The sequence below is a fragment of the Plantactinospora sp. ZYX-F-223 genome (assembly GCF_039649625.1).
Classification (GTDB): Bacteria; Actinomycetota; Actinomycetes; order Mycobacteriales; family Micromonosporaceae; genus Plantactinospora.
Genome location: NZ_JBDJAV010000029.1, coordinates 35,511 through 57,638 on the forward strand (window position 1 = coordinate 35,511; position 22,128 = coordinate 57,638).

Below are 22,128 nucleotides of genomic sequence, written 5' to 3' on the forward strand. Positions count from 1 at the left end.
CCCGGCGCCCCCGCGGCCCGGCCGGCTGCGGACGCCGCGCGGCGCCGGCTATTCGCGCTGGAACTGCCAGGGGTGCTCGTCCGCGCCGATCCGGGGCACCCGGGCCAGCTTCTCCGGGTTGAGCTGGTGGTAGGCGGCGGTGATCCGGCCGTCGGCGACGGTGAACCACATGATGCCGTGCAGCGGCAGGCCGGGCCGGTAGTCCGCCTCGATCTGGAATCCGAGCGTGCCGTTGACGAGTACCGGCCGCATCCGCAGGTTGTGGGTGTCCCAGGCGGCCCGGCGCATCAGCCCGAGGGCGAACCGGGCCACCTTGACCGCGCCGACCACCGGATGCCGCGCGGTCGGGAAGAGGCCGCCGCCGTCGCCGACGAAGACCACGTCCGGGGCGAGCACCTCGAGCAGCCGCTCGGGCTCGCCGGACTCGATGGCGTGCAGGAACGCGCTGACCAGCCGCTGGTGTTCGGCCGGGTCGGCGGAGTGGCGTGGGCCGTCCTCGGTGACCGCGCGCCGGGCCCGGGAGGCGAGCTGCCGGGCGGCGGCCGGGCTGGTCGCCAGCACCGTGGCGATCTCCGCGAAGGGTACGGCGAAGACGTCGTGCAGCACGAACGCGACCCGCTGCTCCGGGGTGAGCCGTTCCAGCACGGTCAGCAGGGCGATGCTGACCTGCTCGGTGTGCGCGGCCCGCTCGGCCGGGTCGGGGGCGAACCCGTCCGCCCCGCCGGCCGACCCGGGCAGCCGGCTGACGATCGGCTCCGGCAGCCACTCACCGTGGTACGACTCCCGGCGTACCCGGGCCGAGCGGAGCACGTCGAGGCAGATCCGGGCGGTGGCGGTGGTGAGCCAGCCCCGCAGGTCGCGTACCTCGGCGCGGGCCTGCGGGGTGCCCAGGGCACCGGCGCAGCGCAGCCAGGTCTCCTGTACGGCGTCCTCCGCCTCCGCCCGGCTGCCGAGCATCCGGTACGCGACCATGGTGAGATGGTCCCGTTCGGCCTCGAACTCGCTGGCCAGATCCCGCACCGCTGCCTCCCCCGCCGCCGTACGTCCTCCCGCGAGGTTAGCGCCGACCGCAGGGCCGGCAGCCGGCCGTACCGGTCCGGTTTCGGCCGGACCGGGAGGTCAGGACCGCCCGGTGCGTCGATGGGCGGGTGCCGGCGCGGCGAATCTCACACCGGCGGCGGTGTCGGGCCGTTCGGTCGGGTTCGTGCCGGCCTGTCGACGATAAAGGTGAACAGCAGATGAATGCCAGGTGAACCGCCCCTGACCAGGGGTGGGCGGGCGAAAACTCCGATCCGAGGTTTCCTAGCATTCCCCAGGGGCAGCCTCTTGCGGCCCGCCACCCGTCCGCCGACGCAACGAGGTCCGTGCCGTGAAGTTTTCCCTCCGCCCCTCCGAGGGCGCGTTCTACGAGTTGTTCAGCAGAGCCGCTCAGAACCTCGTGCGGGGTACCGAGCTGCTGAACGAGCTGGCGCTGCCCGGGGTCGACGTGCAGTCGGTCAGCGAGCGGCTCACCGAGGTCGAGCACGACAGCGACCAGATCACCCACGAGCTGTACAAGAAGATCAACTCCACCTTCGTCACGCCGTTCGACCGGGAGGACATCTACCGGCTCGGCTCGCTGCTCGACGACGTGATGGACCACCTGGAGGCGGTCGGCAACCTGCTCTACCTCTACGGGCTGACCAAGCTGCCGTCCCTGCCCCGCGAGATGCACGAGCTGGTGAACGTCCTCGACCAGCAGGCCAAGCTCACCGCCGAGGCGATGCCCCGGCTGCGGGCGATGAAGGACCTGGAGGACTACTGGATCGAGTGCAACCGGCTGGAGAACGACGGCGACCAGGCGTACCGGATGCTGCTGGTCCGGCTCTTCTCCGGCGAGTACGACGCGCTGACCGTGCTCAAGATGAAGGAGGTCGCCGACGAGCTGGAGGCGGCCTGCGACGCGTTCGAGCACGTCGCCAACACCGTCGAGACCATCGCGGTCAAGGAAAGCTGACCCGTGAGTCCTGAACTCATCGCCGTACTGGCGGTGATCGCCGTCGCGCTGCTCTTCGACTACACCAACGGGTTCCACGACGCCGCGAACGCGATCGCCACCAGCATCTCCACCCGGGCGCTGACTCCCAGGGTCGCGCTCGGCATGGCGGCGATCGGCAACTTCATCGGCGCGCACTTCGGCGCGGACGTGGCCAAGACGGTCGGCTCCGGCCTGGTCGAGCTGCCACCCGGCGTCTCCAGCCTGGGCATCGTCTTCGCCGGGGTGATCGGCGCGATCACCTGGAACCTGATCACCTGGTACTTCGGCCTGCCCTCCTCGTCCTCGCACGCACTGATCGGCGGGCTGGTCGGGTCGACGCTCGCCGCCTCCGGCACGGTGCTCTGGAAAGGCATCGGGGAGAGCGTCGTACTACCGATGATCCTCTCGCCGCTGGTCGGTTTCCTGCTCGGCTACCTGGTCATGGTCGCCGTCCAGTGGATCTTCCGGAACGGGCAGCCGGGCAAGCTCAACCGGGGCTTCCGGTGGGCCCAGACCGCCTCGGCGGCGGCGATGTCGATCGGGCACGGCATGCAGGACGCCGCCAAGACCATCGGCATCGTGGTGCTCGCCCTCTTCGTCGGCGGCTACCAGAGCAGCGCCGAGCACATCCCGGAGTGGGCGTTCTGGACCTCGGCGACCGTGCTGGCCCTCGGCACGTACGCGGGCGGCTGGCGGATCATCCGTACCCTCGGGCGGAAGATCATCGACCTCCGGCCGCCGGAGGGCTTCGCCGCCGAGACCGTGGCCAGCGGGGTGCTCTACTTCAACGCCCTGGTGCTGGGTGCGCCGATCTCCACCACGCACACCATCACCTCGGCGATCATGGGCGTCGGGGCGACCAAGCGGCTCTCCGCCGTCCGCTGGGGGGTGGCCGGCAACATCGTCGGCGCCTGGATCCTCACCTTCCCGGCGGCCGGCTCGATCGGCGCGCTGATGTACCTGCTGGTCAACCCGCTCTTCTGAGCGATCCCGCCCCGGACGGCCAGCCGTCCGGGGCGGTCAGGGGTAGGTCACGCCGATCTGCTCCCGGATGTCGTCGAGCAGGCCCATCACCTCCAGGGTCGCGGCGTGCGGCACCAGCGGGCTCTCCAGCAGCCCGGCGGCGAGGCAGCGCTGCACCTCGGCCGCCTCGTGCTGATAGCCGGAGCCGGTGAGGTCGACCGGCAGCAGTTCCGGGTCGGCGCCGTCCCGGAGCAGGGTGACCTGGCCCGACCGGTAGAACGGCGGCGCCAGCTCGATCCGGCCGGTCCGCCCGGTGATCGTCGCCGCCACCCGGGTCGCGCCGATCATGCCGCAGCTCAGCGTGGCGACCGCGCCCGTCTCGTAGCCGAGGATGATCCCGGTGTTCTCGTCGACCCCCTCCGGGCTGATCCGGGCCCAGGAGCGGACCTGGTCCGGCAGGCCGAGCAGCAGGTGCGCCAGGCTGATCGGATAGACCCCGAGGTCCAGCAGGGCGCCACCGCCGAGCGCCCGGGCCCGCATCCGGTGCTCGGGCGGGAACGGCCCGCCGACCCCGAAGTCCGCCTGCACGCTGGTCACCTCGCCGATCGCGCCGTCGGCGATCAGCTCCAATATCCGGAGTACGACCGGATTGCACCGCATCCACATCGCCTCCATCAGGAAGCGGTCGCTGGCGGTGGCGGCATCGACGAGCCGCTGGGCGGCGGCCCGGTCCAGGGTGATCGGCTTCTCGACGAGTACTGCCCGGCCGGCGTCGAGGCAGGCCATCGTGGCGTCGAAGTGCGCCGCGTGCGGGGTGGCGACGTAGACCACGTCGACGTCGTCGTCGGCGGCGAGTTCCTGCCACGACCCGTACGCCCGGGGGACCCCATGCCGGTCCGCGAAGGCGCGGGCGGTCTCCTCCGTACGGGAGCCGACGGCGACGACCTCGGCGTCCGGCAGCAGCTTCAGATCCTCGACAAAGGTGGCGGCGATGTAACCGGTGGCCAGGATGCCCCAACGTGTCTTGCGCTCGGGGCTGTATTGCTGCGCCATGGAACCTCTTCAACTACGGGTCGGCGGGCACGTCCGCCGGTCAACGGCACGGGAAACAGACCTGAAGCATCCCCGGCTACCCGAGGCGAGGCAAACCGCACCCGGTCTCCAGGCGTGACACCCGTCGCGCCTCCATGGTGTGGGGTTGGGATATCTGCCAGCGAGACTGTCGAGCTGCCCCGCCTGTGCGCCCACTGTCCCGGGCCGTCCAGGCCCCGGCCCCCGCTGGCCGGTCGACCCGAACCACCTCGCCATGCGCCGTCTCGGCAAACCCGACTCTCCGTGCCCCGTCTGTGCACCCAGCTCCACAGTCCGCGCACCAGCTACTCCCCGGTTCGCCGGGGCGCTCCTTCTGATTCTTACGGCCATCCGCTTCATCACCGACAGGGTTACTTGAGATCGGTCGATGTGCGCTTGGCCTTTCCGCCGTATTGGAGCCGTTCTCTGGCGCCTTCTCAGCGCGCCCCGGTCCCGACCGTCCGGGGCCGGGGCCTTTGCGACGCGCTGACCTGCTGGTGCGTGCTCGGCGCTAGTTCGCCTCTGAAGCCAGACTTGAGCGCCTCATGTCCGGCTCCGTAGCCGAGCACCGTGCCGCCCGTACACAAGATCGCGGCTGCCCGGACGGTCGAACTACCCTCGCTGCATGACCAGCTTTGCCGCCCCGGAGTCGATCGCCGCACACGCCCGCCGGTTCTACGCCGAGGGCGGTACGCCGGTGCCGCCCCGGCCGGCCGCGACCGTACTGCTGCTCCGGCCGGACGCCTCGGGGCGGGACGGCTTCGAGGTGTACATGATCCGCCGCGCCGCCAGGATGACCTTCGGCGGCATGTACGCTTTCCCCGGCGGCAGCGTCGACCCCGGCGACTCGGAGATCCGGCTGGACTGGTCCGGCCCCGGCCCGGCGGACTGGGGGAGCCGGCTGGGCCAGCCGCCCGGACCGGCCCAGGCACTGGTCTGCGCGGCGGCCCGAGAGGTCTTCGAGGAGGCGGGCGTACTGCTCGCCGGCCCGGACCGCGACACGGTGGTGGGCGACGTCAGCGGCGAGGAGTGGGAGCGGGCCCGGCAGGCGCTGGTGAACCGACGTAGCGGCTTCGCCGACCTGCTCCGGGACTGCCGGCTGACCCTCCGCTCCGAGCTGCTGCTGCCGTGGAGCCGCTGGGTCACCCCGGAGTTCGAGCCGCGCCGCTTCGACACGTACTTCTTCGTGGCGCTGCTGCCGGCCGGGCAGGTGCCCCGGGACGTCTCCGGGGAGGCCGACCACACGATGTGGATCCGTCCGGCGGAGGCCCTGGGCCGGTTCGAGGCGGGCGAGATCGCCATGCTCCCGCCTACGGTCATCACGCTGACCGAGATCGGCGACTGCGCGGACCTGGCCGGGGTGCCTGCCGCCGCGGCCGTGCGGGACCCCAGCACCGCGATCATGCCCCGTTTCGGCCAGGCCGAGGACGGCACCCCGCACTTCGTACTGGATTGAGCTGAGCTGCGGAATCGGATGATCCCGGAGAGTTCGGCCGCTGGGAACCAGCCAAACTCCCCGGGATCATGGAGGAGCGAGCGTACGGAGCGCGTCGGTCAGCCGAAGCGGCCGGTGATGTAGTCCTCGGTCTTCTTCACGCTCGGGTTGCTGAAGATCTTCTGGGTGTCGTCGTACTCGATGAGCCGGCCGGGGTCACCGGTGCGCTCGATGGAGAAGAAGGCCGTCCGGTCGGAGACCCGGGCCGCCTGCTGCATGTTGTGCGTGACGATGATGATCGTGTAGCGGTCCTTCAGCTTGAACATCAGGTCCTCGATCGCCAGCGTGGAGATCGGGTCCAGCGCCGAGCAGGGCTCGTCCATCAGCACCACCTGCGGCTCGACCGCGATGGTCCGGGCGATGCAGAGCCGCTGCTGCTGCCCGCCGGACAGCCCCGCGCCGGGCTTGCCGAGCCGGTCCTTGACCTCGTCCCAGAGGTTCGCCGAGCGCAGCGCCCGCTCGGCCGCGTCCTCCAGGACCGACTTGCGGCGTACGCCGTTGAGCCGCAGCCCGGCGACCACGTTTTCGAAGATCGACATGGTGGGGAACGGGTTCGGCCGCTGGAAGACCATCCCGATCATCCGGCGGACCGCGGTCACGTCCACGTCCCGCTCGTAGATGTCCTGGTCGTCGATGGTGAGCTTGCCGTCGACCCGGGCACCCGGCAGCACCTCGTGCATCCGGTTGATGGTGCGCAGGAAGGTCGACTTGCCGCAGCCCGAGGGTCCGATGAGCGCGGTGACGGTCTTCGGTTCGACGGTGAGGTTGATGTCCTCGATCGCCTTGAACGAGCCGTAGTACGCGGTGACGCTGGTCGCGTCGATTCGCTTGGCCATGATCATTCCTTCGGGGTTATCGGCTGAACCGGTTGCGGCGGGCCAGCAGTTTCGCCGCGATCGTCAGGATCAGCACGAGGGCGACGAGGGTGAGTGCCGCGGCCCAGGCGCGGGCCGGCGCGTACCGGGAGGCGTCCCCGGCCTGCTGGTAGACGAAGAGCGCCAGCGACGACTGGTTGTTCTCGAACGGGTTGAAGTTGATCGCGGCGCCACCCCCGGCGACCAGCAGCACCGGCGCGGTCTCCCCGGCCGCCCGGGCGACCGAGAGCATGACGCCGGTGACGATGCCGGGCAGGGCGGTGGGGAGCACGATCCGCAGGATCGTCTTCCACTTCGGGATGCCGAGTGCGTACGAACCCTCGCGCAGCGGCGCCGGCACCAGCCGGAGCATCTCCTCGGTGGACCGGACGATGGTGGGCAGCATCAACACGCTCAACGCGAGCGAGGCGGCGAAGCCGGAGTAGCCCGGCCGCCCGTCGTTGAAGTACGGCGACACGATCAGGATCCAGAAGGCCAGTACGAAGAGGCCGGCGACGATCGACGGGATGCCGGTCATCACGTCCACGAAGAACCGGATGGTGAAGGCGAACCGGCCCCGGCCGTACTCGACGATGTAGATGGCGCAGGCGATGCCGAGTGGCACGGTGATCAGGGTGGCGACGCCGACCTGCTCCAGCGTGCCGACGATCGCGTGGTACGCGCCGCCGTTCGGGTCCCGGGCCCCGATGTTGTTCATCGAGGTGCCGAAGAAGTTGCCGTCCAGCCGCTCGACACCCTTGCTGACCAGCGTCCAGGTGACCGAGGCCAGCGGCAGCAGAGCGAGTACGAAGGCGGAGTGGATCAGCGCGCTCCAGGTACGGTTGCGGGCCTGCCGCCGCCCCTCCACCACGCTGCTGGCGACGAAGAGACCGACCAGGTAGAAGACCACCGCGAGGGCGACGACCAGGGCGGCGCCGCCGATCCCGGCGCCGTAGACCAGCGCGGCGGAGAGCACCACGGCGGCGGCAGCGATGCCGAGGCTCGCCACCACCGGGAGTTTCCGGGCACGCAGTTGTGGGCTCTGCCCCGGCGCGGCCGAGGGGGGTGCGGTCATCGTTGTCGTCATGCTGCGGACTCCGTGAACTCCCGGCGCCGGTAGATGATGGCCCGCGCGGTGATGTTGACGATCAGCGTGATCGAGAAGAGCACCAGGCCGGAGGCGATCAGCGCGCCCCGACCGACGTCGTTGGCCTCGCCGAACGCGTTCGCGATGTTGGCGGCGACGGTGTTGCCGCCGTTTTCGATGATGTTGAACGAGATGTTCGAGACGATGCCGAGGGTCATCGCCAGGGCGATGGTCTCGCCGAGCGCCCGGCCCAGGCCGAGCATGGTGGCGCCGATGACGCCGGGGCGCCCGTACGGCAGCACCGCCGTCCGGATCATCTCCCACTTGGTGGCGCCGAGCGCGAGCGCGGCCTCCTCGTTGGCGGTCGGGGTCTGCCGGAACACCTCGCGGGAGAGCGAGGTGATGATCGGCAGCACCATGATGGCCAGCACCAGCGAGCCGAGCAGGATCGACCGGCCGAACGGCCCGTCACCGCCGAAGATCGGGATCCAGCCGAAGTACTTGTTCAGCCAGACCGAGAACTCCTGGACCGGGCCGTAGAAGAAGTCCCGGCCCCAGAGCCCGAAAACCACGCTCGGCACCGCGGCCAGCAGGTCGATCAGGAAGCCCAGCGCGGTGCCGACCCGGCGGGGTGCGTAGTGCGACAGGTAGAGCGCGATGCCCAGCGCCACTGGCACGGCCAGCAGTAGCGCCAGGACCGACGTGAGTACGGTGCCGAAGGCCAGCGCGCCGATGCCGAACCTCGGCTGCGCCTCGTTGGGGAACCAGCCCTCGAAGGTGAAGAAGTTGGCGGTGTTGGCGTTGAGTGCCGGTACGGCCTTGGCGATCAGGAAGATCGCGATCGCCACGATGATGACCAGCACCATCGTGCCGGCGGCCATGGTGAAGCCCTGGAAGAGGCGCTCGGCGCCGAAGGCCCGTCGCCGGGGCAGCGCCCCGCCGCCGCCCAGGCCGGTGCCGCCGCCGCTGCCGTCGCCGCCGCGCCAGCCGGCTCCGTCCGGAGCGCGGTCCGCGGGTGTCACTGGTACGTCGACCGACAGCGCGGCACCGGCGGACCCGGTGTGACCAATGGTCACCCGAGGTCCGCCGGTGCCGGCGTTGGCCGAGCGGTCTGGGGTGTCGCCCATCTGCTCGCTCGCTCCGTTGACGAAGTTATGAGGATGATCTATTTGGAGATCAGGCGAGAGCCTTGACCGACGCCTCGACCTTGCTGCGGACCGACTCCGGCAGCGGGGCGTAGCCCAGCTCGGTCAGGTCGGCCTGCCCCTCGGTGCTGGCGGCGTAGCTCAGGAAGCCCTTGACCAGCGCCAGCTTGTCGGCGGCGAGGCCCTTGGAGCAGACGATCTCGTAGGTCACCAGGACGATCGGGTACGCCCCGGCCTCCTTGGTGTTGAAGTCGATCGACATCTTCAGGTCTTCGCCCTGGCCGGTGACCTGCGCACCGGCGATGGTCTTACCGGCCGACTCGGGGGTCAGTTCGGCGTACTCGCCGGCCCCGTTGCCGATCTTGGCCATCTTGAGGCCGCCGTTCTCGGCGTACGACATCTCGACGTAGCTGATGCTGCCCTGGGCCTGCTTGACCGCGCTGGCCACGCCGTCCGACTTGGCCGCACCGGTGCCGCCCGGCGCCTTCCATGCCTTGCCCTTGCCGAAGGTCCAGTCGGCCTCGGCGGTCTTGGCCAGGAAGTCGGTGAAGTTGTCCGTGGTGCCCGACTCGTCCGAGCGGTGCACGGTCTGGATCGTGGTCGACGGCAGGGTCGCACCCGGGTTGTCAGCCTTGATCGCGGCGTCGTCCCACTTGGTGACCTTGCCCGCGAAGATCTTGGCGAGGGTGGCCGGCTTGAGCTGGAGGTTGTCCAGGCCGTCCACGTTGTAGACGACCGCGACCGGGCCGATCACCATCGGCAGGTGGATGGCCTTACCGCCGGGGCACTTGGCGTCGGCCTTCGGCTGCTCGTCGTCCTTGAGGGCCGAGTCCGAGCCGGCAAAGTCCGCGGTGCCGGCGATGAAGGCCTGGATGCCCGCACCGGAACCGCTCGGTTCGTAGTTGATGGTCGAGCCGGTGCACTTCTGCTGGTATGCCTTACGCCACTCGTCGACCGCGTTCTTCTGTGCCGACGAACCCTGGGCGTTGATCGTGCCCGTGGCGCAGTCGGCCGCCGCGGAGGACCCGGAAGCCGATGGCTCGGTGGGCTCGTTATTGTCCGAGCCGCACGCGCTGACTGCCAGTGCCGTGGCCAGAGCGAGACAGGCAATGGTGCCGTGCCGCTGGAGCTTCACCTGAAAGGTTCCCTTCACCTTGTACGAAGCAAGCCCGAGGCGCCGCCCCGGGAGCCGACTAGTGGTCGGCTAGTAGGGAAGTTAGGAGCGCCAGGTAGCCGGTTCGCCGGTCGTGAGTGAACGCAGGGTGAACAGGGAGAGCCGGCTGGGTGGCCGGATCCTGAGGGCAAGATGTCCGTTCCGTGAACCGTGGGACCGGTGCGACATCTAGGGCTATTAGCGCGGTTTCGTGACCCGCCCGGGCTAACCGGACGGCCGGTGGCCGGTGCTCCGTACGGACGGTCTGGGTCGACCGCCGGGACGGTGCGGCTGGCCCGTACGGTCGCCGCCGGATGGCTGTCCGGGATGCCGGCCGTCCACTCCGGAGGCGCGCCCGGTCAGGCTGGGCGCTGCGCCGACCCCGGCGACCGGCGGTACCGCACGTGCCGCAGCCAGTTCGCGAAGCCGAGCCGGGTGTAGAGCGCCATCGCGCCGGTGTTGGACTCGTCGACGTAGAGCATCACCCGGGTCAGTCCCCGGTCGCGCAGGTGGTGCAGGCCGGCGAGGGTGAGCGCCCGGCCCAGCCCGAGCCCGTGACTGTCCGGGTCGACACCGAGCACGTACACCTCGCCGATCGGCCCGGTCCCCGCCGCCCGGGCGGCCGGCTCCGGCCCGCCGTGCGCCTCGGTCCGCCCGCCGTGCACCTTGGTCCAGTGGAAGCCGAGCAGCCGGCCCGACGACTCCTCGACGGCGAGCAGGAAGCCGGCCGGGTCGAACCACGGCTCGGCGAGGCGCAGCCGCAGGTCGGCCAGGTCCCAGCGGCCCTGCTCCGGATGGCTGGCGAAGGCGCGCCGGTTGACCGCCAGCCACGCCTCGTCGTCGCTGCCGGGCCGGAACGCCCGCAGCGCGACCCCGGCCGGCAGCTTCGGCTCGGGCAGCGGGTCCCGCAGCGAGCGGCGCAGTTGCCACAGCACCCGGGACCGGTGCAGCCCCAGATCGAGAGCGAGCGCGGCGGCCGAGGGATGGTCGCTGTGCGCCCAGACCAGCAGCGCGCCGGTTCCGGGTACCCGGTCCAGCGCCGCCGAGACCAGCGCCCGGCCGAGCCCCTGCCGGCGCCACAACGGATGTACGACGAGTTCGGCGGAGACCTCGGCCCCGTCCAGCGGTTCCAGGTGCGCGTAGCCGACCACCGCCCCGGCCGGTTCCCGGACGAGCAGATGGGTGACCGGGCTTGCCTCGGCCTGCCGGAGCCGCAGCGTCACGTGCTCGGAGAGCGGGTCGGCGCCGTCAGCGGCACTCGCCACACCGGCCAGGGCGAGTACCGCCCCGACCTCGTCCGGTGCGAGCCTGTCGAGGCTGGTCACCCGCGACTCCGCCGGCTGTTCGGTGGTCATCTGCTCACCGTAGTCCCCGCTGCAACGGTGCCCGCCGGCCGGAGGCTCAGGACCGCACCGCCGGCCCGGCCAGCGGGGTTCCGGCCGGCGGCTGTCCACCTGGCGGGGCCGCCGGCCGACCGGGTGCGGGCGCCGCGCCGCCCGGCTGGCCCTGCATCGGCGTGCCGCCCGAGGGCGTGCCGGCGGGCGGCGTGCCGATCGGCGGTGGGCCGGTCGGCAGCGCGGCGAGGGCGTACTGCCGGGCGAGGTCGGGCAGCAGCCATCCGAGCGCGATCACCGTGCCCTGCCGGTTGCCGCCGGCGTCGTGCAGCAGCACGATCGCTCCGGGCGCGACGCCGGCGATCACCCGCGCCGCGATGGCGCCGGCACTGGGACGGGTCCAGTCCTTCGGGTCCACCGCCCAGTGCAGCGAGGTCATGCCCAACTGCCGGGCCACCGCGACCACGGTGGCGGTCCAGGCCCCGCCGGGCTGCCGGAAGTACCCGATCCGCGCGTCCGGCACGGCGGCCCGGATCGCCTCGTTGGTGCGTACCAGGTCGGCCCGGATGCTGGCGCTGGGCCGGCTGCCCAGCCCGACGTCGTGCCGCCACGAGTGGTTGCACAGGGTGTGCCCCTCCGCCACGATCTCCCGGACCAGTTCCGGGTACTGCTGGGCGTTCTCGCCGACCAGGCAGAAGGTGGCCTTGACGTGGTACTCGCGCAGCACGGCCAGGGTCTGCGGGGTGTACCGGGGATCGGGGCCGTCGTCGAAGGTGAGCGCCACGTAACGGGCGCCGGTGCTGACCCGGGCCCCGTACGGTCCGTCCCGCTCGGGTGGCAACTGCGGCTCGTACGGCTGCGTCTGGTCCGGATCGGCCGGACCGGGCTGCGGGGTGCCGCCCGGCGGCGTGCTGGCCGGCGGTGCCGGAAGCCCCGGACCGTCCGGCGCCTCGGTCGGTCCGTTTTGCTGCCCCGGGTCGGCCCGTCCCTCGGCCGGCCCGCCGGCCCGGTCTGCCGACCGCTGGTCCGGTTCCCCGTCCGACTGCGGATCGGTCTGGTGCCGGGCCTGGTTCTCGGGTGGGGCCAGTGCTCCGCCGGGCTGGCCGAGGGTGTGGCCGAGCGCGTACGCGCCGCCGAGTACGGCGACGGTGACCAGCGTGGCGACCGTGAGCATGTGGGTGCGGGACATGGTCGGCATCAGCGGACCGCCCTGGGGGAATCCGCCCGTCCCGCGCCGAAAACCATCGTGGGAACCACTGATGCCCCCTCTGCCTCCTCCGGACGTTCCCGGTCAAGGCTACGTACCTATTGCCCGAATTCTTATGGTTTCTCGCATTTGCTGTGAGTCGCCTTCGGGTCGGTACGCCAGAAGGCCACCCGGCACCGCCGGGTGGCCTTCGTGGTCGAGGTCGGACGTCCTCGTCAGACGGGCAGCGGCACGCTCTCCGACTCGGGCAGCGGCCGGGACGGCGGGGTGACGAACTTGTAGCCCACCTGCCGGACGGTGCCGATCATCGACTCGTACTCCGAGCCGAGCTTGGCCCGCAGCCGACGTACGTGCACGTCGACGGTGCGGGTGCCGCCGAAGTAGTCGTAGCCCCAGACCTCGCGGAGCAACTGGTCCCGGGTGAAGACCCGGCCCGGGTGCTGGGCGAGGAACTTGAGCAGCTCGAACTCCTTGTAGGTCAGGTCGAGCGGCCGGCCCTTGAGCTTGGCGGCGTAGGTGTCGGGGTCGATGGTCAACTCGCCGGCCCGGATCAGCCCGCCGGCCGCCGCGGTCGCGTTGCTGAGTCGGCCGACCGCGAGTCGCAGCCGGGCCTCCACCTCGGCCGGACCGGCGCTGGCCAGGATGACGTCATCGACGCCCCAGTCCGCGTTCAGGGCGATCAGACCGGCCTCGGTCACCACCGCGACCAGCGGCACACCGAGCCCGGTCGCGTGCAGCATCCGGCACGTCGCCCGGGCTTCGCTCAGTTCCGAGCGGGCGTCGACGAGTACGGCGTCCGGGCTCGGCCCGGAGACGAGGGTGCGGACATCACGCGGGGCGGTACGCACCGAGTGGGGGAGCAGGTCGAGGGCCGGCAGCACGACGGACGGTTCGCCTGCGCGCGCGGTCACCAGCAGCAGGATCTCCACACATCACCTCCGTCCCGGCGGCACCTGGGGCGCCGCGCGGTGGCCAGCGGCACTCGGGCGGGGACTCCGGGACCGCTGGGGGTTGGGGTCGTCCCGGCGTCACTGACGGGCAGGTAAGGCTCAACCTTATCGGAACTTCCGCCGGACGCTCTCACACGTTCGGTTCATCGGTTGTGTGATCGGTCATTACCGGCAGGTTTCCCGGATCGTGTTCCGGTTCGGGGACGTCGGGCCCGGCGCGTCGGTGGTCGGTCTGGCACGATCGGGGCGTGTACCCCTCGACGCCACCGGAGACCGGCCGCGATTCCTGGCCGGAGAACCGCCCCGGTCCGGCCGGCCCGCAGCGCGCCCCGGACCCGCGCGGTCGCCCCGCCGGGCCGGACGCCCGCAGCCCCTTCGACGCTCCGCGCGTGCCGGACGGTCCCCGGCACGGTGACGGAGGCAGGTCCGGCGACGGCCCCCGGAACCCGGACGGCCACCGCGCCGGCGGCCGGGTCACGGACGGCTCGCGCCCGGACGGCGAGGTGGACCCCGAGGAGCTCGACGGCGAGGAGGAACTGCCACCCGTACCGGTCCGCCGGCTGCTCTCGGTGGCGATCGCCGGCTTCGCCGGACTGCTCGGCGTCGGTCTGATCTTCGGGGCGCAGACCGCCGGGCCCGGTGCCAGGCTGCCGTTCGCCGTGGTCGTCTTCGGGGTGCAGCTCCTCTTCGTCCTCGCCTGGACCATGGCGATGCGCCCGCCGGCCCTGCTGCTGGTGGGCGGGGTCGCGGTGGCGGTCGCGGCCGCCGCCGACGCGGCCGCCGTGTTGCCGCAGATCGCCGCGCTCGCCCCCCTCGGGTACGTGGCCGCGGGCGGCTTCCTCGTCGGGGTGCTCGGGCAGCTCGTCCGCCGGGCGGACCGGGCCCGGGTGACCGAGTCGCTCGGCGCCACCCTGTTCATCGTGGTCGGCGTGGTCGCCTTCGGCACCCTGATCGTGCTCAGCCGGATCCCGAAGGGTACCCAGGCGATCTTCGTCTGCCTGACCGCGGCGGCGGTGGCGCTGACCGTCGCCCGGGTGACCGACGCGGTGCTGCCCTGGCCGCGCCTGGCCCCACAGGTGCCGCGCGGCGCTGCCGGTGTGGTGATCGGGGCGATGCTCGGCACCCTCGCCGCGGGCATCCTCGGCAGCTACCTGGTGGCGTTCACCCCGACCAGCGGTGCGGTGGTCGGACTGGTCGCCGCGGCTGCGGCGGCCCTGGCCGACCTGGGGGTCGGCTACGGCGAGGCGGGTCGGCAGATGGCCGGCGAACCGCCGACGATGTGGGTCGCCCGGCACATGCAGGGACCACTCGGCGGCTTCGCGTTGGCCGCACCGGCCGCGTACGCGATGAGTGTCTTCTTCCTCTGAGCAGGGGGCGGCATCGGAGCGGAAGGGCGGCTTCCACCACCCGCCGGGGCGGCGTACCCCGACGGTTGGAGATGTGCCCGTTCGGGTAGATAGTGGTGCCGACGACGGCGGTAGGCGGGTGCGACGGCACCGGATCTGGGAGGCGGCGTGGCGGACAGCTATCCGGCAGACGGCGGGACGTACGGCGAACGGCCCCGTCGGCGCAGGGGGCGTCGCGCGCTCGTCATCCTGGTCATCCTGCTCCTGGTGCTGGCCGGGCTGCTGGTGGTGGCCGACCGGGTCGCCGCCGGGATCGCCGAGCGGGTCGTCGCGGACCAGATCGACCAGGAGATCTCCCGGCAGAACGTGCAGTCCGCCGCTCCCGAGGTGACGGTCGGCGGCTTCCCGTTCCTGACCCAGGTGCTCGGCGGCCGGTACGACTCGATCAAGGTCCTGCTCCGCGACGTGCAGGGGCCGGTGCAGGGCACCGACGCCGCGGTGAAGGTGCCGGAGCTGACCGTCGACGCCCGGGACGTGACGGCGTCGCTGGACACGCTCCGCTCCGGCCAGGGCGAGGTCACCGCGAAGACCGTCCAGGGCACCGGGACCGTCGCGTACGACAGCGTGGTGGCGCTGATCGACCGGCCGGGAGTCCAACTGCGGGAGCTGGACGGCAAGCTCGCCGTGACCGCGCCGGTCCGGGTGCCGATCCTGGAGCAGGAGCTGACCGTGCAGGGCACCGCGAACGTGACCGTCGACGGCGACGACATCGTGGTCACCTTCGACCGGCTCACCTCCGCCGACCTGCCGGACAATCCGGTGGTCCAGACCTTCGTCAACAACTTCGCCCGGCAGCTCTCGGTCCGGGTGCCGTTGCCGCCGTTGCCGTTCGCGCTGCAACTGCACGAGGTACGGCCGCTGCCGGACGGACTGGCCGTCACCGCCAGCGCCCGGGACGTGGCGCTGAGCGAGGTTAGCTGATCAGAGTGGTCAGATCCGGGGTCGCGCGATCCCGGATCGTGGTTGGTCCTGTGTGACGAGTCCGTAGCGCTGGTAGGCTCCCGATTCATGGGGACGCTCCTCACCAAACGGCGCGCGGTCGACCTGTGCCGCGTGGCCACCTGCCTGTGTCGCCCCGTCATCTGACGGCGGGGCTGTTCTGCGTACCCTCTGAGTCCTTCCCTCACGCCCGGCAGCGGCGCCGTCGCACGTACCCGTGATCCCTACCTGTCCATGGGTCCCGCGCGTGAGATGCGACAACAACATCGGTCGACCTCCACGCGCAGGCTCACACAAATCCTCACCAAGGAGTGATCTGATGAGTCGCGACACCGCACTCGTCTCGGCCGACTGGGCCGAGAAGAACCTCGCCACTCCCGGCGTGGTCTTCGTCGAGGTCGACGAGGACACCACCGCCTACGACGGCGGGCACATCGCCGGTGCGATCAAGCTCGACTGGAAGACCGACCTCCAGGACCCGGTACGTCGGGACTTCGTGAACAAGGCGCAGTTCGAGGCGCTGCTCTCCGAGCGCGGCATCTCCAACGACGACGTCGTGGTGCTCTACGGCGGCAACAACAACTGGTTCGCCGCCTACGCGTACTGGTACTTCAAGCTCTACGGGCACCGCGACGTCAAGCTGCTCGACGGCGGCCGCAAGAAGTGGGAGCTGGACGCCCGTCCGCTGGTCACCGACACCGTCTCTCGCCCCGCCACGCAGTACACCGCGCAGGAGCCGGACCTGTCGATCCGGGCCTTCCGCGACGAGGCGGTCGCCGCGATCGGCAGCAAGAACCTGGTCGACGTGCGCTCCCCCGACGAGTACGCCGGCCGGCTGCTCGCCCCGGCGCACCTGCCGCAGGAGCAGGCGCAGCGGGCCGGGCACATCCCGACCGCGATCAGCGTGCCGTGGTCGAAGGCGGCCAACGAGGACGGCACCTTCAAGTCCGACGACGAACTGCGCAAGATCTACGGCGAGGCGGGGCTGGACGGCAGCAAGGACACCATCGCCTACTGCCGGATCGGCGAGCGCTCCTCGCACACCTGGTTCGTGCTCAAGGAGCTGCTCGGGCACCAGAACGTGAAGAACTACGACGGATCCTGGACCGAGTACGGCTCGCTGGTCGGCGTGCCGGTGGCGCTCGGCGACGAGCCGGGGGAGGCGTGAGCACCATGACCGCTCCGATCGCCGCCGGCTGCGCGGCGCCCGACCAGGCGGCTCCGCTGCCGGCGAGCCTGGACCTGGAGAAGGAGACCGTCATCACCGGGGTCGTCAGCGCCGAGAACGGCGAGGCCGTTCCCGGGGCGTACGTCCGGCTGCTCGACTCCACCGGCGAGTTCACCGCCGAGGTGGTCACCTCGCCGGCCGGGCAGTTCCGGTTCTTCGCCGCACCGGGCACCTGGACGCTGCGGGCGCTCTCCCGGCACGGCAACGGCGACCTCTCGGTCACCGCCGGCCGGGGCATCAACGAGGTGGCCGTCACGGTCGCCTGATCCGCCGCCGATTCCTCGACGGAGTCCCGCCGATCCCACCTGATCGGCGGGACTCCGTCGTGTCCGCCCGGGTACGCCTTCAACCACCTGTCCGAGGCGAGCCGGACATTGGTGTGCCAGCCGGCCAGACGCTGGTTGAGCGGTCGCTTAAATTCGACTACCCTGACTTTGAGCGATCGCTCAAAGCATGCGACGGGGGTGTCGAGATGGACGAGCCGGAGAGACCAGGTGGACGGAGCGGCGCGAACTGGATCCTGGCCGGACTGATCGCCGGGGGCGGCGCGATCGCCTTCGTGCTCACTGTGCGGACCGGGCGGGCCGACAGCGCCATGCTCTTCGTCGGGCTGCCGGTGCTGCTCGCCGCGGCGCTGGCGCTGATGCCGCCGCGGACCACCCACGGCCGGGTCTTCGTGGCCACCACCATCGTGCTGCTGCTGGCCGCGGTGGCCCTACACGAGGGAGCCATCTGTGTGGTGCTCGCCGCCCCGTTGGTGTACGCGGTCGTGCACGGCAGCACCGCACTGATTCGCTGGCTCCGCGAGTCGTCCTCCCGCGCCTACGGGGCGCTGGTGTTGCCGCTGCTGCTGCTCGGCGGCGTCGAGGGCAGCGTCGACGGGCTGCGGATCGCGCCGGACCAGTCGGTCGAGGTCGTCCGGGTGGTCCCGGTCCCGTCCGGCGAACTCGCCGGCCGGCTGGCCGCAGGCCCACGACCCACTCCGGTCCGGTCCATTCCACTGCGGATGCTCGGCGTGCCCGTGCCCCAGCATGTCCACGGGACCGGGCTGGACGTCGGCGACCGGTGGGCGTTCGGCTACCACGGCACGTCGCACGGCCCCGGCGGTCAACTCCTGGCCGAGGTCGACGCGGTGGCACCGGACCGGATCGGCTTCCGGTTCGTCGAGGACACCTCGATCACCGCCCGGTGGCTGACCTGGCACCGGGCCGATCTTCACTGGCGCGCGGTCGACGCCGGACACACCGAGGTACGGATCACCGCCGCCTACCGGCGGGGCCTCGATCCCTCCTGGTACTTCGGGCCCCTCCAGGACGCGTTGGTGCACGAGGGCACCGGCCACCTGCTCGACATGCTCGGCCTGTGATGACGCCGCCGGCTGCAACGGCGGTGGCAGCGGCGCCGGCGCCGGCTTCGGTACCGACGGCGGTGGTGGGATGAGCGTGACGACGGTCCGCTACCTCTGCCTGCTGGTACCCGTGGCGCTGACCCTCGGCGCGGCCCGGCTGGAACGTAGCCGCGAGGCCCGGTTCGCCGCGCTGCTCGCCTTCGTCGCGGCGGCCGTCGGGATCGCGGCCCTGAGCGAACTGGCCCGCCCCACCGGGTGGTACGCCTTCGCGCCGGTCGACGGCACGTTCCGGGGCATGCCGGTCGACCTGTGGCTCGGCTGGGCCCTGCTCTGGGGGCCGGTGCCGGTGCTGCTGCGCCGGGTGCTGCCGCTGCCGTTCGCGCTCGGCCTCCTCTGCTGGCTCGACGCGGTGGTGATGCCACAGCTGCGTCCGCTGGTCCACCTCGGACCGTCCTGGTTGGTCGGCGAGGCCGTCGGCCTGCTGTGCGTGGCGCTGCCCGCCCAGTTGCTCGGCCGGTGGAGCGCCGACCGGCGCCGGCTGCCCGCCCGGGTCCTGCTGCAACTGGGCGTCTTCACCGCGCTGGTGCTGTGGCTACTGCCGACCGTGGTGTTCGAGTTCGGCGACGGCTCGTGGGATCGGCTCGGCCGGTTGCCGGCGACCTGGCTGTTCGTGCTGGCCCAGCTCGGCCTGCTGCTGGCCGTACCGGCGCTGGCGGCGGTACGCGAGTTCGCGGTCCGGGGCGGCGGCACGCCGTACCCGTGGGACCCGCCGCGCCGGCTGGTCACCACCGGGCCGTACGGCTATGTCGGCAACCCGATGCAGGTCAGCACCGTCGGGCTGCTTGTGCTGCTGGCGGTGGCGACCGGGAGCGGCTGGCTCGCCGTCGCGGCGCTGGCCGGCGTGGCGTTCGGGGCCAGCGTCGCCGGCCCGCACGAGCGGCGCGACCTCGACGACCGGTACGGTCCGGACTGGCGCCGGTACCGGGCTCAGGTCCGCGACTGGTGGCCCCGGTGGCGGCCGTACCCGTCGGACAGGCCCGCTGCGCTGCTCTGGCTCGATGGCGACTGCGGACCCTGCGCGGCCGTCGGTGCCTTCCTGGACCGGCGTGACCCTTGCCGACTCCTCCTCCGACCGGCGGCGGAGCACGACCGCCCGCTGCGCCGGGCCCGGTACGCGGGCGGCGACGGGCACGAGGAACGGGGGGTGGCCGCCGTCGCCCGCGCACTGGACCATGTCACTCTGGGCTGGGCCTATCTCGGCTGGTTGCTGCGGTTGCCGGGAGTGGCCTGGCTGGCGCAGCTGGTGACCGATGCGATGATCGCACCGCCGCACCTGACCCGCCAGCGAGTCCAGGCCCGCCCGCGAGGCGACGCGGGAACCCGGCCACGAGGAGAGGAATGTCCGACACCAAACAGCGACTCCTCGACGGGACTCTCGCCGCCATCGGCGCGCACGGCATCGCCGGAATATCCGCCCGGACCATCGCCAGCGCCGCCGGGGTGAACCAGGCCCTGGTCTTCTACCACTTCGGCAGCGTGGACGAGCTGCTGGCGGCGGCCTGTACGGCCAACACCGCTGAACGGGTCGCGACCTACTCCGCCCGGTTCACCGAGGTACGCACGCTGCGCGAGCTGCTCGACGTCGGCCGGGCGCTGCATGAGCAGGAGAAGGAACTCGGGCACGTCTCGGTGCTCGCCCAACTCCTGGCCGGCGCCCAGACCGACCGGCGGCTCGCCGAGTCGGTCGCCGCCGCCCTGAGGCTCTGGGTCGACGAGATCGAGTCGGTGCTCCGCCGGCTGCTTGTCGGTTCCCCGTTCGCGGAGATCGCCGACGTCGGCGGGCTGGCCCGGGCGATCTCCGGGGCGTTCGTCGGCCTCGAACTCTACGAGGGGGTGGACCAGGCGGGGGCCGCCCGGGCGTTCGCCGCTCTCGAACAGCTCGCCCTGCTGATCGACATCGTTGACGATTTGGGCCCGGTACCCCGGCGGGCGCTGAAGGCCACGGTCGAGCGCGCGGTCCGCCGTAACCGCGAACCCTGACCCGGTCTGACCGAGCCTGCCACCCATGCCGTGGTGGCCTGGCGGACCTGGGCGAGTTCGTGCCGGAGCTGCGTATGACGGACGTGTGCGACGGGCGGGAACGGGAACCCGCACGGGTGACGGGGAAACCGGCTGAAAGGGTCGATGGGGGATGTCATGCCGGAGAACTCGGCCGAGACCACCACGGTGGGCGAGTTTCTGCTCTGCCGGCTGCACGACCTCGGCGTACGGCACATCTTCGGGCTGCCCGGCGACTACACCATGGAGTTCCTCGACCAGGTCGAGGCGTTTCCGGACATCGAGTGGGTCGGAAGCTGCAACGAGGTGAACGCGGCGTACGCCGCCGACGGGTACGCCCGGCTGGCCGGCATCGCGGCGATCGTCACCACCTTCGGCCCCGGCGAGCTGTCCGTGGTCAACGGCCTGGCCGGCGCGATGGCCGAGTCGGTGCCGATCGTCTCGATCGTCGGCGGCCCGACGACGGAGATCATGGACCGGCGGGCCGCCATGCACCACTCGCTCGGGGACGGCGACTTCGACCGGTGGGTCCGGGTCGCCCGGGAGGTGACGGTCGCGCAGGCCACCCTGACCGCCGGCAACGCCACCGTCGAGATCGACCGTGTGCTGCGGGAGTGCTGGACCCAGCAACGTCCGGTCTACCTGCGGCTGCCCGGGGACGTCGCCCGGCAGCCGGTCCCGAAGCCGCCCCGGCGGTTCGACCGGCCGGCACCGGTCAACGCCCCCGAGCAGCTCGACGCGTTCGATGCCGCCGCACAGCGGCTGCTGAACGGTGCCACCTGCCCGGCCCTGCTGGTCGGCAACCTGGCCGTCCGGTACGGCCTCGGCGCCGAGATCGCCGCGCTGCTCGCCGACCGGCACTGGCCGGCCGCCACCCAGGGCCTCGGCCGGGGGCTGCTCGACGAGACCGGCCCGAACTACGTCGGCGTCTACAACGGCGGGGACAGCGTCGAGCCGGTGCGGCGGATCATCGAGGAGGCCGACGTGCTGGTCTGCGTCGGTACCAAGTTCTTCGACTGGGACGGGCTGTTCACCGCCGACCTGGATCCGGCCCGGATCATCTCGATCGGCCGGCGGGCGAGTTCGGTGGGCGGCCGGCTCTTCGCACCGGTCGCCCCGGCCGCCGCGCTGGCCCGACTGCACACCATCGGGCCGGTCCGCGCCGTCGACTGGGCGACTGCGGCCGACCCCGGCCGGCTGCCGGCAGCCCGGCTCGACCCGGCCAGCAACGCGCCGGTCACCCAGGCCCGGCTCTGGCCGGCGATCTCGGCGATCCTCGCCGAGGGCGACATCGTGGTGCCGGAGACCGGTACGCCGTCGTTCGGGGTCGCGTCGATCCGGCTGCCGAGGAGCGCGGTCTGCGTGCAGGCGCCGCTGTGGGGGGCGATCGGGTACGCCGTACCGGCCGCGTTCGGGGCGGCGACGGCGGCACCGGAGCGGCGGGTCGTGCTGATCACCGGGGACGGTTCGCTGCAACTGACCGCCCAGGAGATCAGCCGGATGATCGCCACCGGTCAGCGACCGCTCATCTTCGTGCTGAACAACGCCGGCTACACGGTGGAGCGGGCAATCGACGGGCGGCACCAGCCGTACAACGACATCGACAACTGGCGGTACACCGACCTACCAGGCGTCTTCAGCCGACAGGTCGCGGTCGACTCGCACCTGGTCGGCACCGAGGGGGAGTTGGCCCGGGTACTGGCCGGGCTGGGCGGCGTACCGGATCGGCCGACCGTGGTCGAGGTCATCCTCGACCGGCTGGACCTGCCGGCCGGGATGCCGCAGTGGGGCCGGGAGACGACGGCGGTCGACTACCAGACGACGTTGGGCGAGGAACCCCGGCTCTCCTGGCGGGGCCCGCCCGACCAATGAC

21 protein-coding genes are annotated in these 22,128 nt (G+C 71.8%); 12 read left to right on the forward strand and 9 right to left on the reverse strand.

What is annotated here, in order from left to right:
• Window positions 1-48: 48 nt before the first annotated feature.
• The gene (gene sigJ, locus AAH979_RS27015) at window positions 49-1,020 is read right to left on the reverse strand and encodes an RNA polymerase sigma factor SigJ (RefSeq protein ID WP_346260938.1); all 972 of its coding nucleotides are present in this window, start codon (window positions 1,018-1,020) and stop codon (window positions 49-51) included.
• Window positions 1,021-1,369: 349 nt separating this feature from the next.
• On the opposite strand from sigJ, the gene AAH979_RS27020 reads away from it, so the two are divergent.
• A complete protein-coding gene (locus AAH979_RS27020; RefSeq protein ID WP_346260939.1) occupies window positions 1,370-1,996 on the forward strand; it encodes a DUF47 family protein in 627 nt (208 codons plus the stop codon).
• 3 nt (window positions 1,997-1,999) lie between these two features.
• A complete protein-coding gene (locus AAH979_RS27025; protein ID WP_346260940.1) occupies window positions 2,000-3,001 on the forward strand; it encodes an inorganic phosphate transporter in 1,002 nt (333 codons plus the stop codon).
• 36 nt (window positions 3,002-3,037) lie between these two features.
• On the opposite strand, the gene AAH979_RS27030 is transcribed toward AAH979_RS27025, so the two are convergent.
• Window positions 3,038-4,033: a Gfo/Idh/MocA family oxidoreductase gene (locus AAH979_RS27030; RefSeq protein WP_346260941.1), complete on the reverse strand. Its 996-nt coding sequence runs from the start codon at window positions 4,031-4,033 to the stop codon at window positions 3,038-3,040.
• 643 nt (window positions 4,034-4,676) lie between these two features.
• Between AAH979_RS27030 and AAH979_RS27035 the strand changes: the two genes are divergently transcribed.
• Entirely contained in the window at window positions 4,677-5,507 is an 831-nt protein-coding gene (locus tag AAH979_RS27035; RefSeq protein ID WP_346260942.1) for an NUDIX hydrolase, read from the forward strand.
• Window positions 5,508-5,605: 98 nt separating this feature from the next.
• Here AAH979_RS27035 and pstB read toward each other — a convergent pair whose 3' ends face one another.
• The 7 genes from pstB to AAH979_RS27070 form a co-directional block, all read right to left on the reverse strand.
• Entirely contained in the window at window positions 5,606-6,382 is a 777-nt protein-coding gene (gene pstB, locus AAH979_RS27040; protein ID WP_346260943.1) for a phosphate ABC transporter ATP-binding protein PstB, read from the reverse strand.
• Window positions 6,383-6,398: 16 nt separating this feature from the next.
• Entirely contained in the window at window positions 6,399-7,487 is a 1,089-nt protein-coding gene (pstA, locus tag AAH979_RS27045; RefSeq protein WP_346260944.1) for a phosphate ABC transporter permease PstA, read from the reverse strand.
• Entirely contained in the window at window positions 7,484-8,614 is a 1,131-nt protein-coding gene (gene pstC, locus AAH979_RS27050; protein ID WP_346260945.1) for a phosphate ABC transporter permease subunit PstC, read from the reverse strand. The genes pstA and pstC overlap by 4 nt, the downstream gene beginning before the upstream one ends.
• Before the next feature lie 49 nt (window positions 8,615-8,663).
• Window positions 8,664-9,767 carry a phosphate ABC transporter substrate-binding protein PstS gene (pstS, locus tag AAH979_RS27055; protein WP_346261013.1) on the reverse strand — a complete coding sequence of 368 codons (1,104 nt, stop codon included), beginning with the start codon at window positions 9,765-9,767 and terminating at the stop codon, window positions 8,664-8,666.
• Window positions 9,768-10,144: 377 nt separating this feature from the next.
• Complete coding sequence (gene mshD / locus AAH979_RS27060; protein ID WP_346260946.1) at window positions 10,145-11,140, reverse strand: mycothiol synthase; 996 nt, start codon at window positions 11,138-11,140, stop codon at window positions 10,145-10,147.
• A 46-nt stretch (window positions 11,141-11,186) separates the two neighbouring features.
• Window positions 11,187-12,308, reverse strand: a complete 1,122-nt coding sequence (locus AAH979_RS27065; protein ID WP_346260947.1) for a polysaccharide deacetylase family protein — start codon at window positions 12,306-12,308, stop codon at window positions 11,187-11,189.
• A gap of 233 nt (window positions 12,309-12,541) precedes the next feature.
• Entirely contained in the window at window positions 12,542-13,255 is a 714-nt protein-coding gene (locus tag AAH979_RS27070; RefSeq protein WP_107257554.1) for a response regulator transcription factor, read from the reverse strand.
• A 269-nt stretch (window positions 13,256-13,524) separates the two neighbouring features.
• On the opposite strand from AAH979_RS27070, the gene AAH979_RS27075 reads away from it, so the two are divergent.
• The 9 genes from AAH979_RS27075 to AAH979_RS27115 all read left to right on the forward strand — a co-directional run bounded on the left by AAH979_RS27075 (window position 13,525) and on the right by AAH979_RS27115 (window position 22,127).
• Complete coding sequence (locus AAH979_RS27075; RefSeq protein WP_346260948.1) at window positions 13,525-14,643, forward strand: hypothetical protein; 1,119 nt, start codon at window positions 13,525-13,527, stop codon at window positions 14,641-14,643.
• A 147-nt stretch (window positions 14,644-14,790) separates the two neighbouring features.
• Window positions 14,791-15,603, forward strand: a complete 813-nt coding sequence (locus AAH979_RS27080) for a DUF2993 domain-containing protein (RefSeq protein ID WP_346260949.1) — start codon at window positions 14,791-14,793, stop codon at window positions 15,601-15,603.
• 87 nt (window positions 15,604-15,690) lie between these two features.
• The gene (locus tag AAH979_RS27085) at window positions 15,691-15,768 is read left to right on the forward strand and encodes an Ms5788A family Cys-rich leader peptide (protein WP_311202345.1); all 78 of its coding nucleotides are present in this window, start codon (window positions 15,691-15,693) and stop codon (window positions 15,766-15,768) included.
• 172 nt (window positions 15,769-15,940) lie between these two features.
• On the forward strand, window positions 15,941-16,789 hold the full coding sequence (locus AAH979_RS27090) for a sulfurtransferase (RefSeq protein ID WP_346260950.1): 849 nt from the start codon (window positions 15,941-15,943) through the stop codon (window positions 16,787-16,789).
• Entirely contained in the window at window positions 16,786-17,115 is a 330-nt protein-coding gene (locus AAH979_RS27095) for a DUF1416 domain-containing protein (RefSeq protein WP_346260951.1), read from the forward strand. The genes AAH979_RS27090 and AAH979_RS27095 overlap by 4 nt, the downstream gene beginning before the upstream one ends.
• A gap of 206 nt (window positions 17,116-17,321) precedes the next feature.
• A complete protein-coding gene (locus AAH979_RS27100) occupies window positions 17,322-18,215 on the forward strand; it encodes a hypothetical protein (RefSeq protein ID WP_346260952.1) in 894 nt (297 codons plus the stop codon).
• A 76-nt stretch (window positions 18,216-18,291) separates the two neighbouring features.
• Window positions 18,292-19,701 carry an isoprenylcysteine carboxylmethyltransferase family protein gene (locus AAH979_RS27105; RefSeq protein ID WP_346261014.1) on the forward strand — a complete coding sequence of 470 codons (1,410 nt, stop codon included), beginning with the start codon at window positions 18,292-18,294 and terminating at the stop codon, window positions 19,699-19,701.
• Window positions 19,596-20,237: a TetR/AcrR family transcriptional regulator gene (locus AAH979_RS27110; protein ID WP_346260953.1), complete on the forward strand. Its 642-nt coding sequence runs from the start codon at window positions 19,596-19,598 to the stop codon at window positions 20,235-20,237. The genes AAH979_RS27105 and AAH979_RS27110 overlap by 106 nt, the downstream gene beginning before the upstream one ends.
• Window positions 20,238-20,393: 156 nt before the next feature.
• Window positions 20,394-22,127 carry a thiamine pyrophosphate-binding protein gene (locus AAH979_RS27115; protein ID WP_346260954.1) on the forward strand — a complete coding sequence of 578 codons (1,734 nt, stop codon included), beginning with the start codon at window positions 20,394-20,396 and terminating at the stop codon, window positions 22,125-22,127.
• Window position 22,128: the final 1 nt, after the last annotated feature.

Excerpts from the sequence above, each read along its gene's own strand:
- AAH979_RS27030 (WP_346260941.1), bottom strand. The coding sequence starts at position 4,033 with ATGGCGCAGCAATACAGCCCCGAGCGCAAGACACGTTGGGGCATCCTG.
- AAH979_RS27035 (WP_346260942.1), top strand. The coding sequence starts at position 4,677 with ATGACCAGCTTTGCCGCCCCGGAGTCGATCGCCGCACACGCCCGCCGG.
- pstB (WP_346260943.1), bottom strand. The coding sequence starts at position 6,382 with ATGGCCAAGCGAATCGACGCGACCAGCGTCACCGCGTACTACGGCTCG.
- pstA (WP_346260944.1), bottom strand. The coding sequence starts at position 7,487 with ATGACGACAACGATGACCGCACCCCCCTCGGCCGCGCCGGGGCAGAGC.
- pstC (WP_346260945.1), bottom strand. The coding sequence starts at position 8,614 with ATGGGCGACACCCCAGACCGCTCGGCCAACGCCGGCACCGGCGGACCT.
- mshD (WP_346260946.1), bottom strand. The coding sequence starts at position 11,140 with ATGACCACCGAACAGCCGGCGGAGTCGCGGGTGACCAGCCTCGACAGG.
- AAH979_RS27065 (WP_346260947.1), bottom strand. The coding sequence starts at position 12,308 with ATGTCCCGCACCCACATGCTCACGGTCGCCACGCTGGTCACCGTCGCC.
- AAH979_RS27085 (WP_311202345.1), top strand. The coding sequence starts at position 15,691 with ATGGGGACGCTCCTCACCAAACGGCGCGCGGTCGACCTGTGCCGCGTG.
- AAH979_RS27090 (WP_346260950.1), top strand. The coding sequence starts at position 15,941 with ATGAGTCGCGACACCGCACTCGTCTCGGCCGACTGGGCCGAGAAGAAC.
- AAH979_RS27100 (WP_346260952.1), top strand. The coding sequence starts at position 17,322 with ATGGACGAGCCGGAGAGACCAGGTGGACGGAGCGGCGCGAACTGGATC.
- AAH979_RS27110 (WP_346260953.1), top strand. The coding sequence starts at position 19,596 with ATGTCCGACACCAAACAGCGACTCCTCGACGGGACTCTCGCCGCCATC.
- AAH979_RS27115 (WP_346260954.1), top strand. The coding sequence starts at position 20,394 with ATGCCGGAGAACTCGGCCGAGACCACCACGGTGGGCGAGTTTCTGCTC.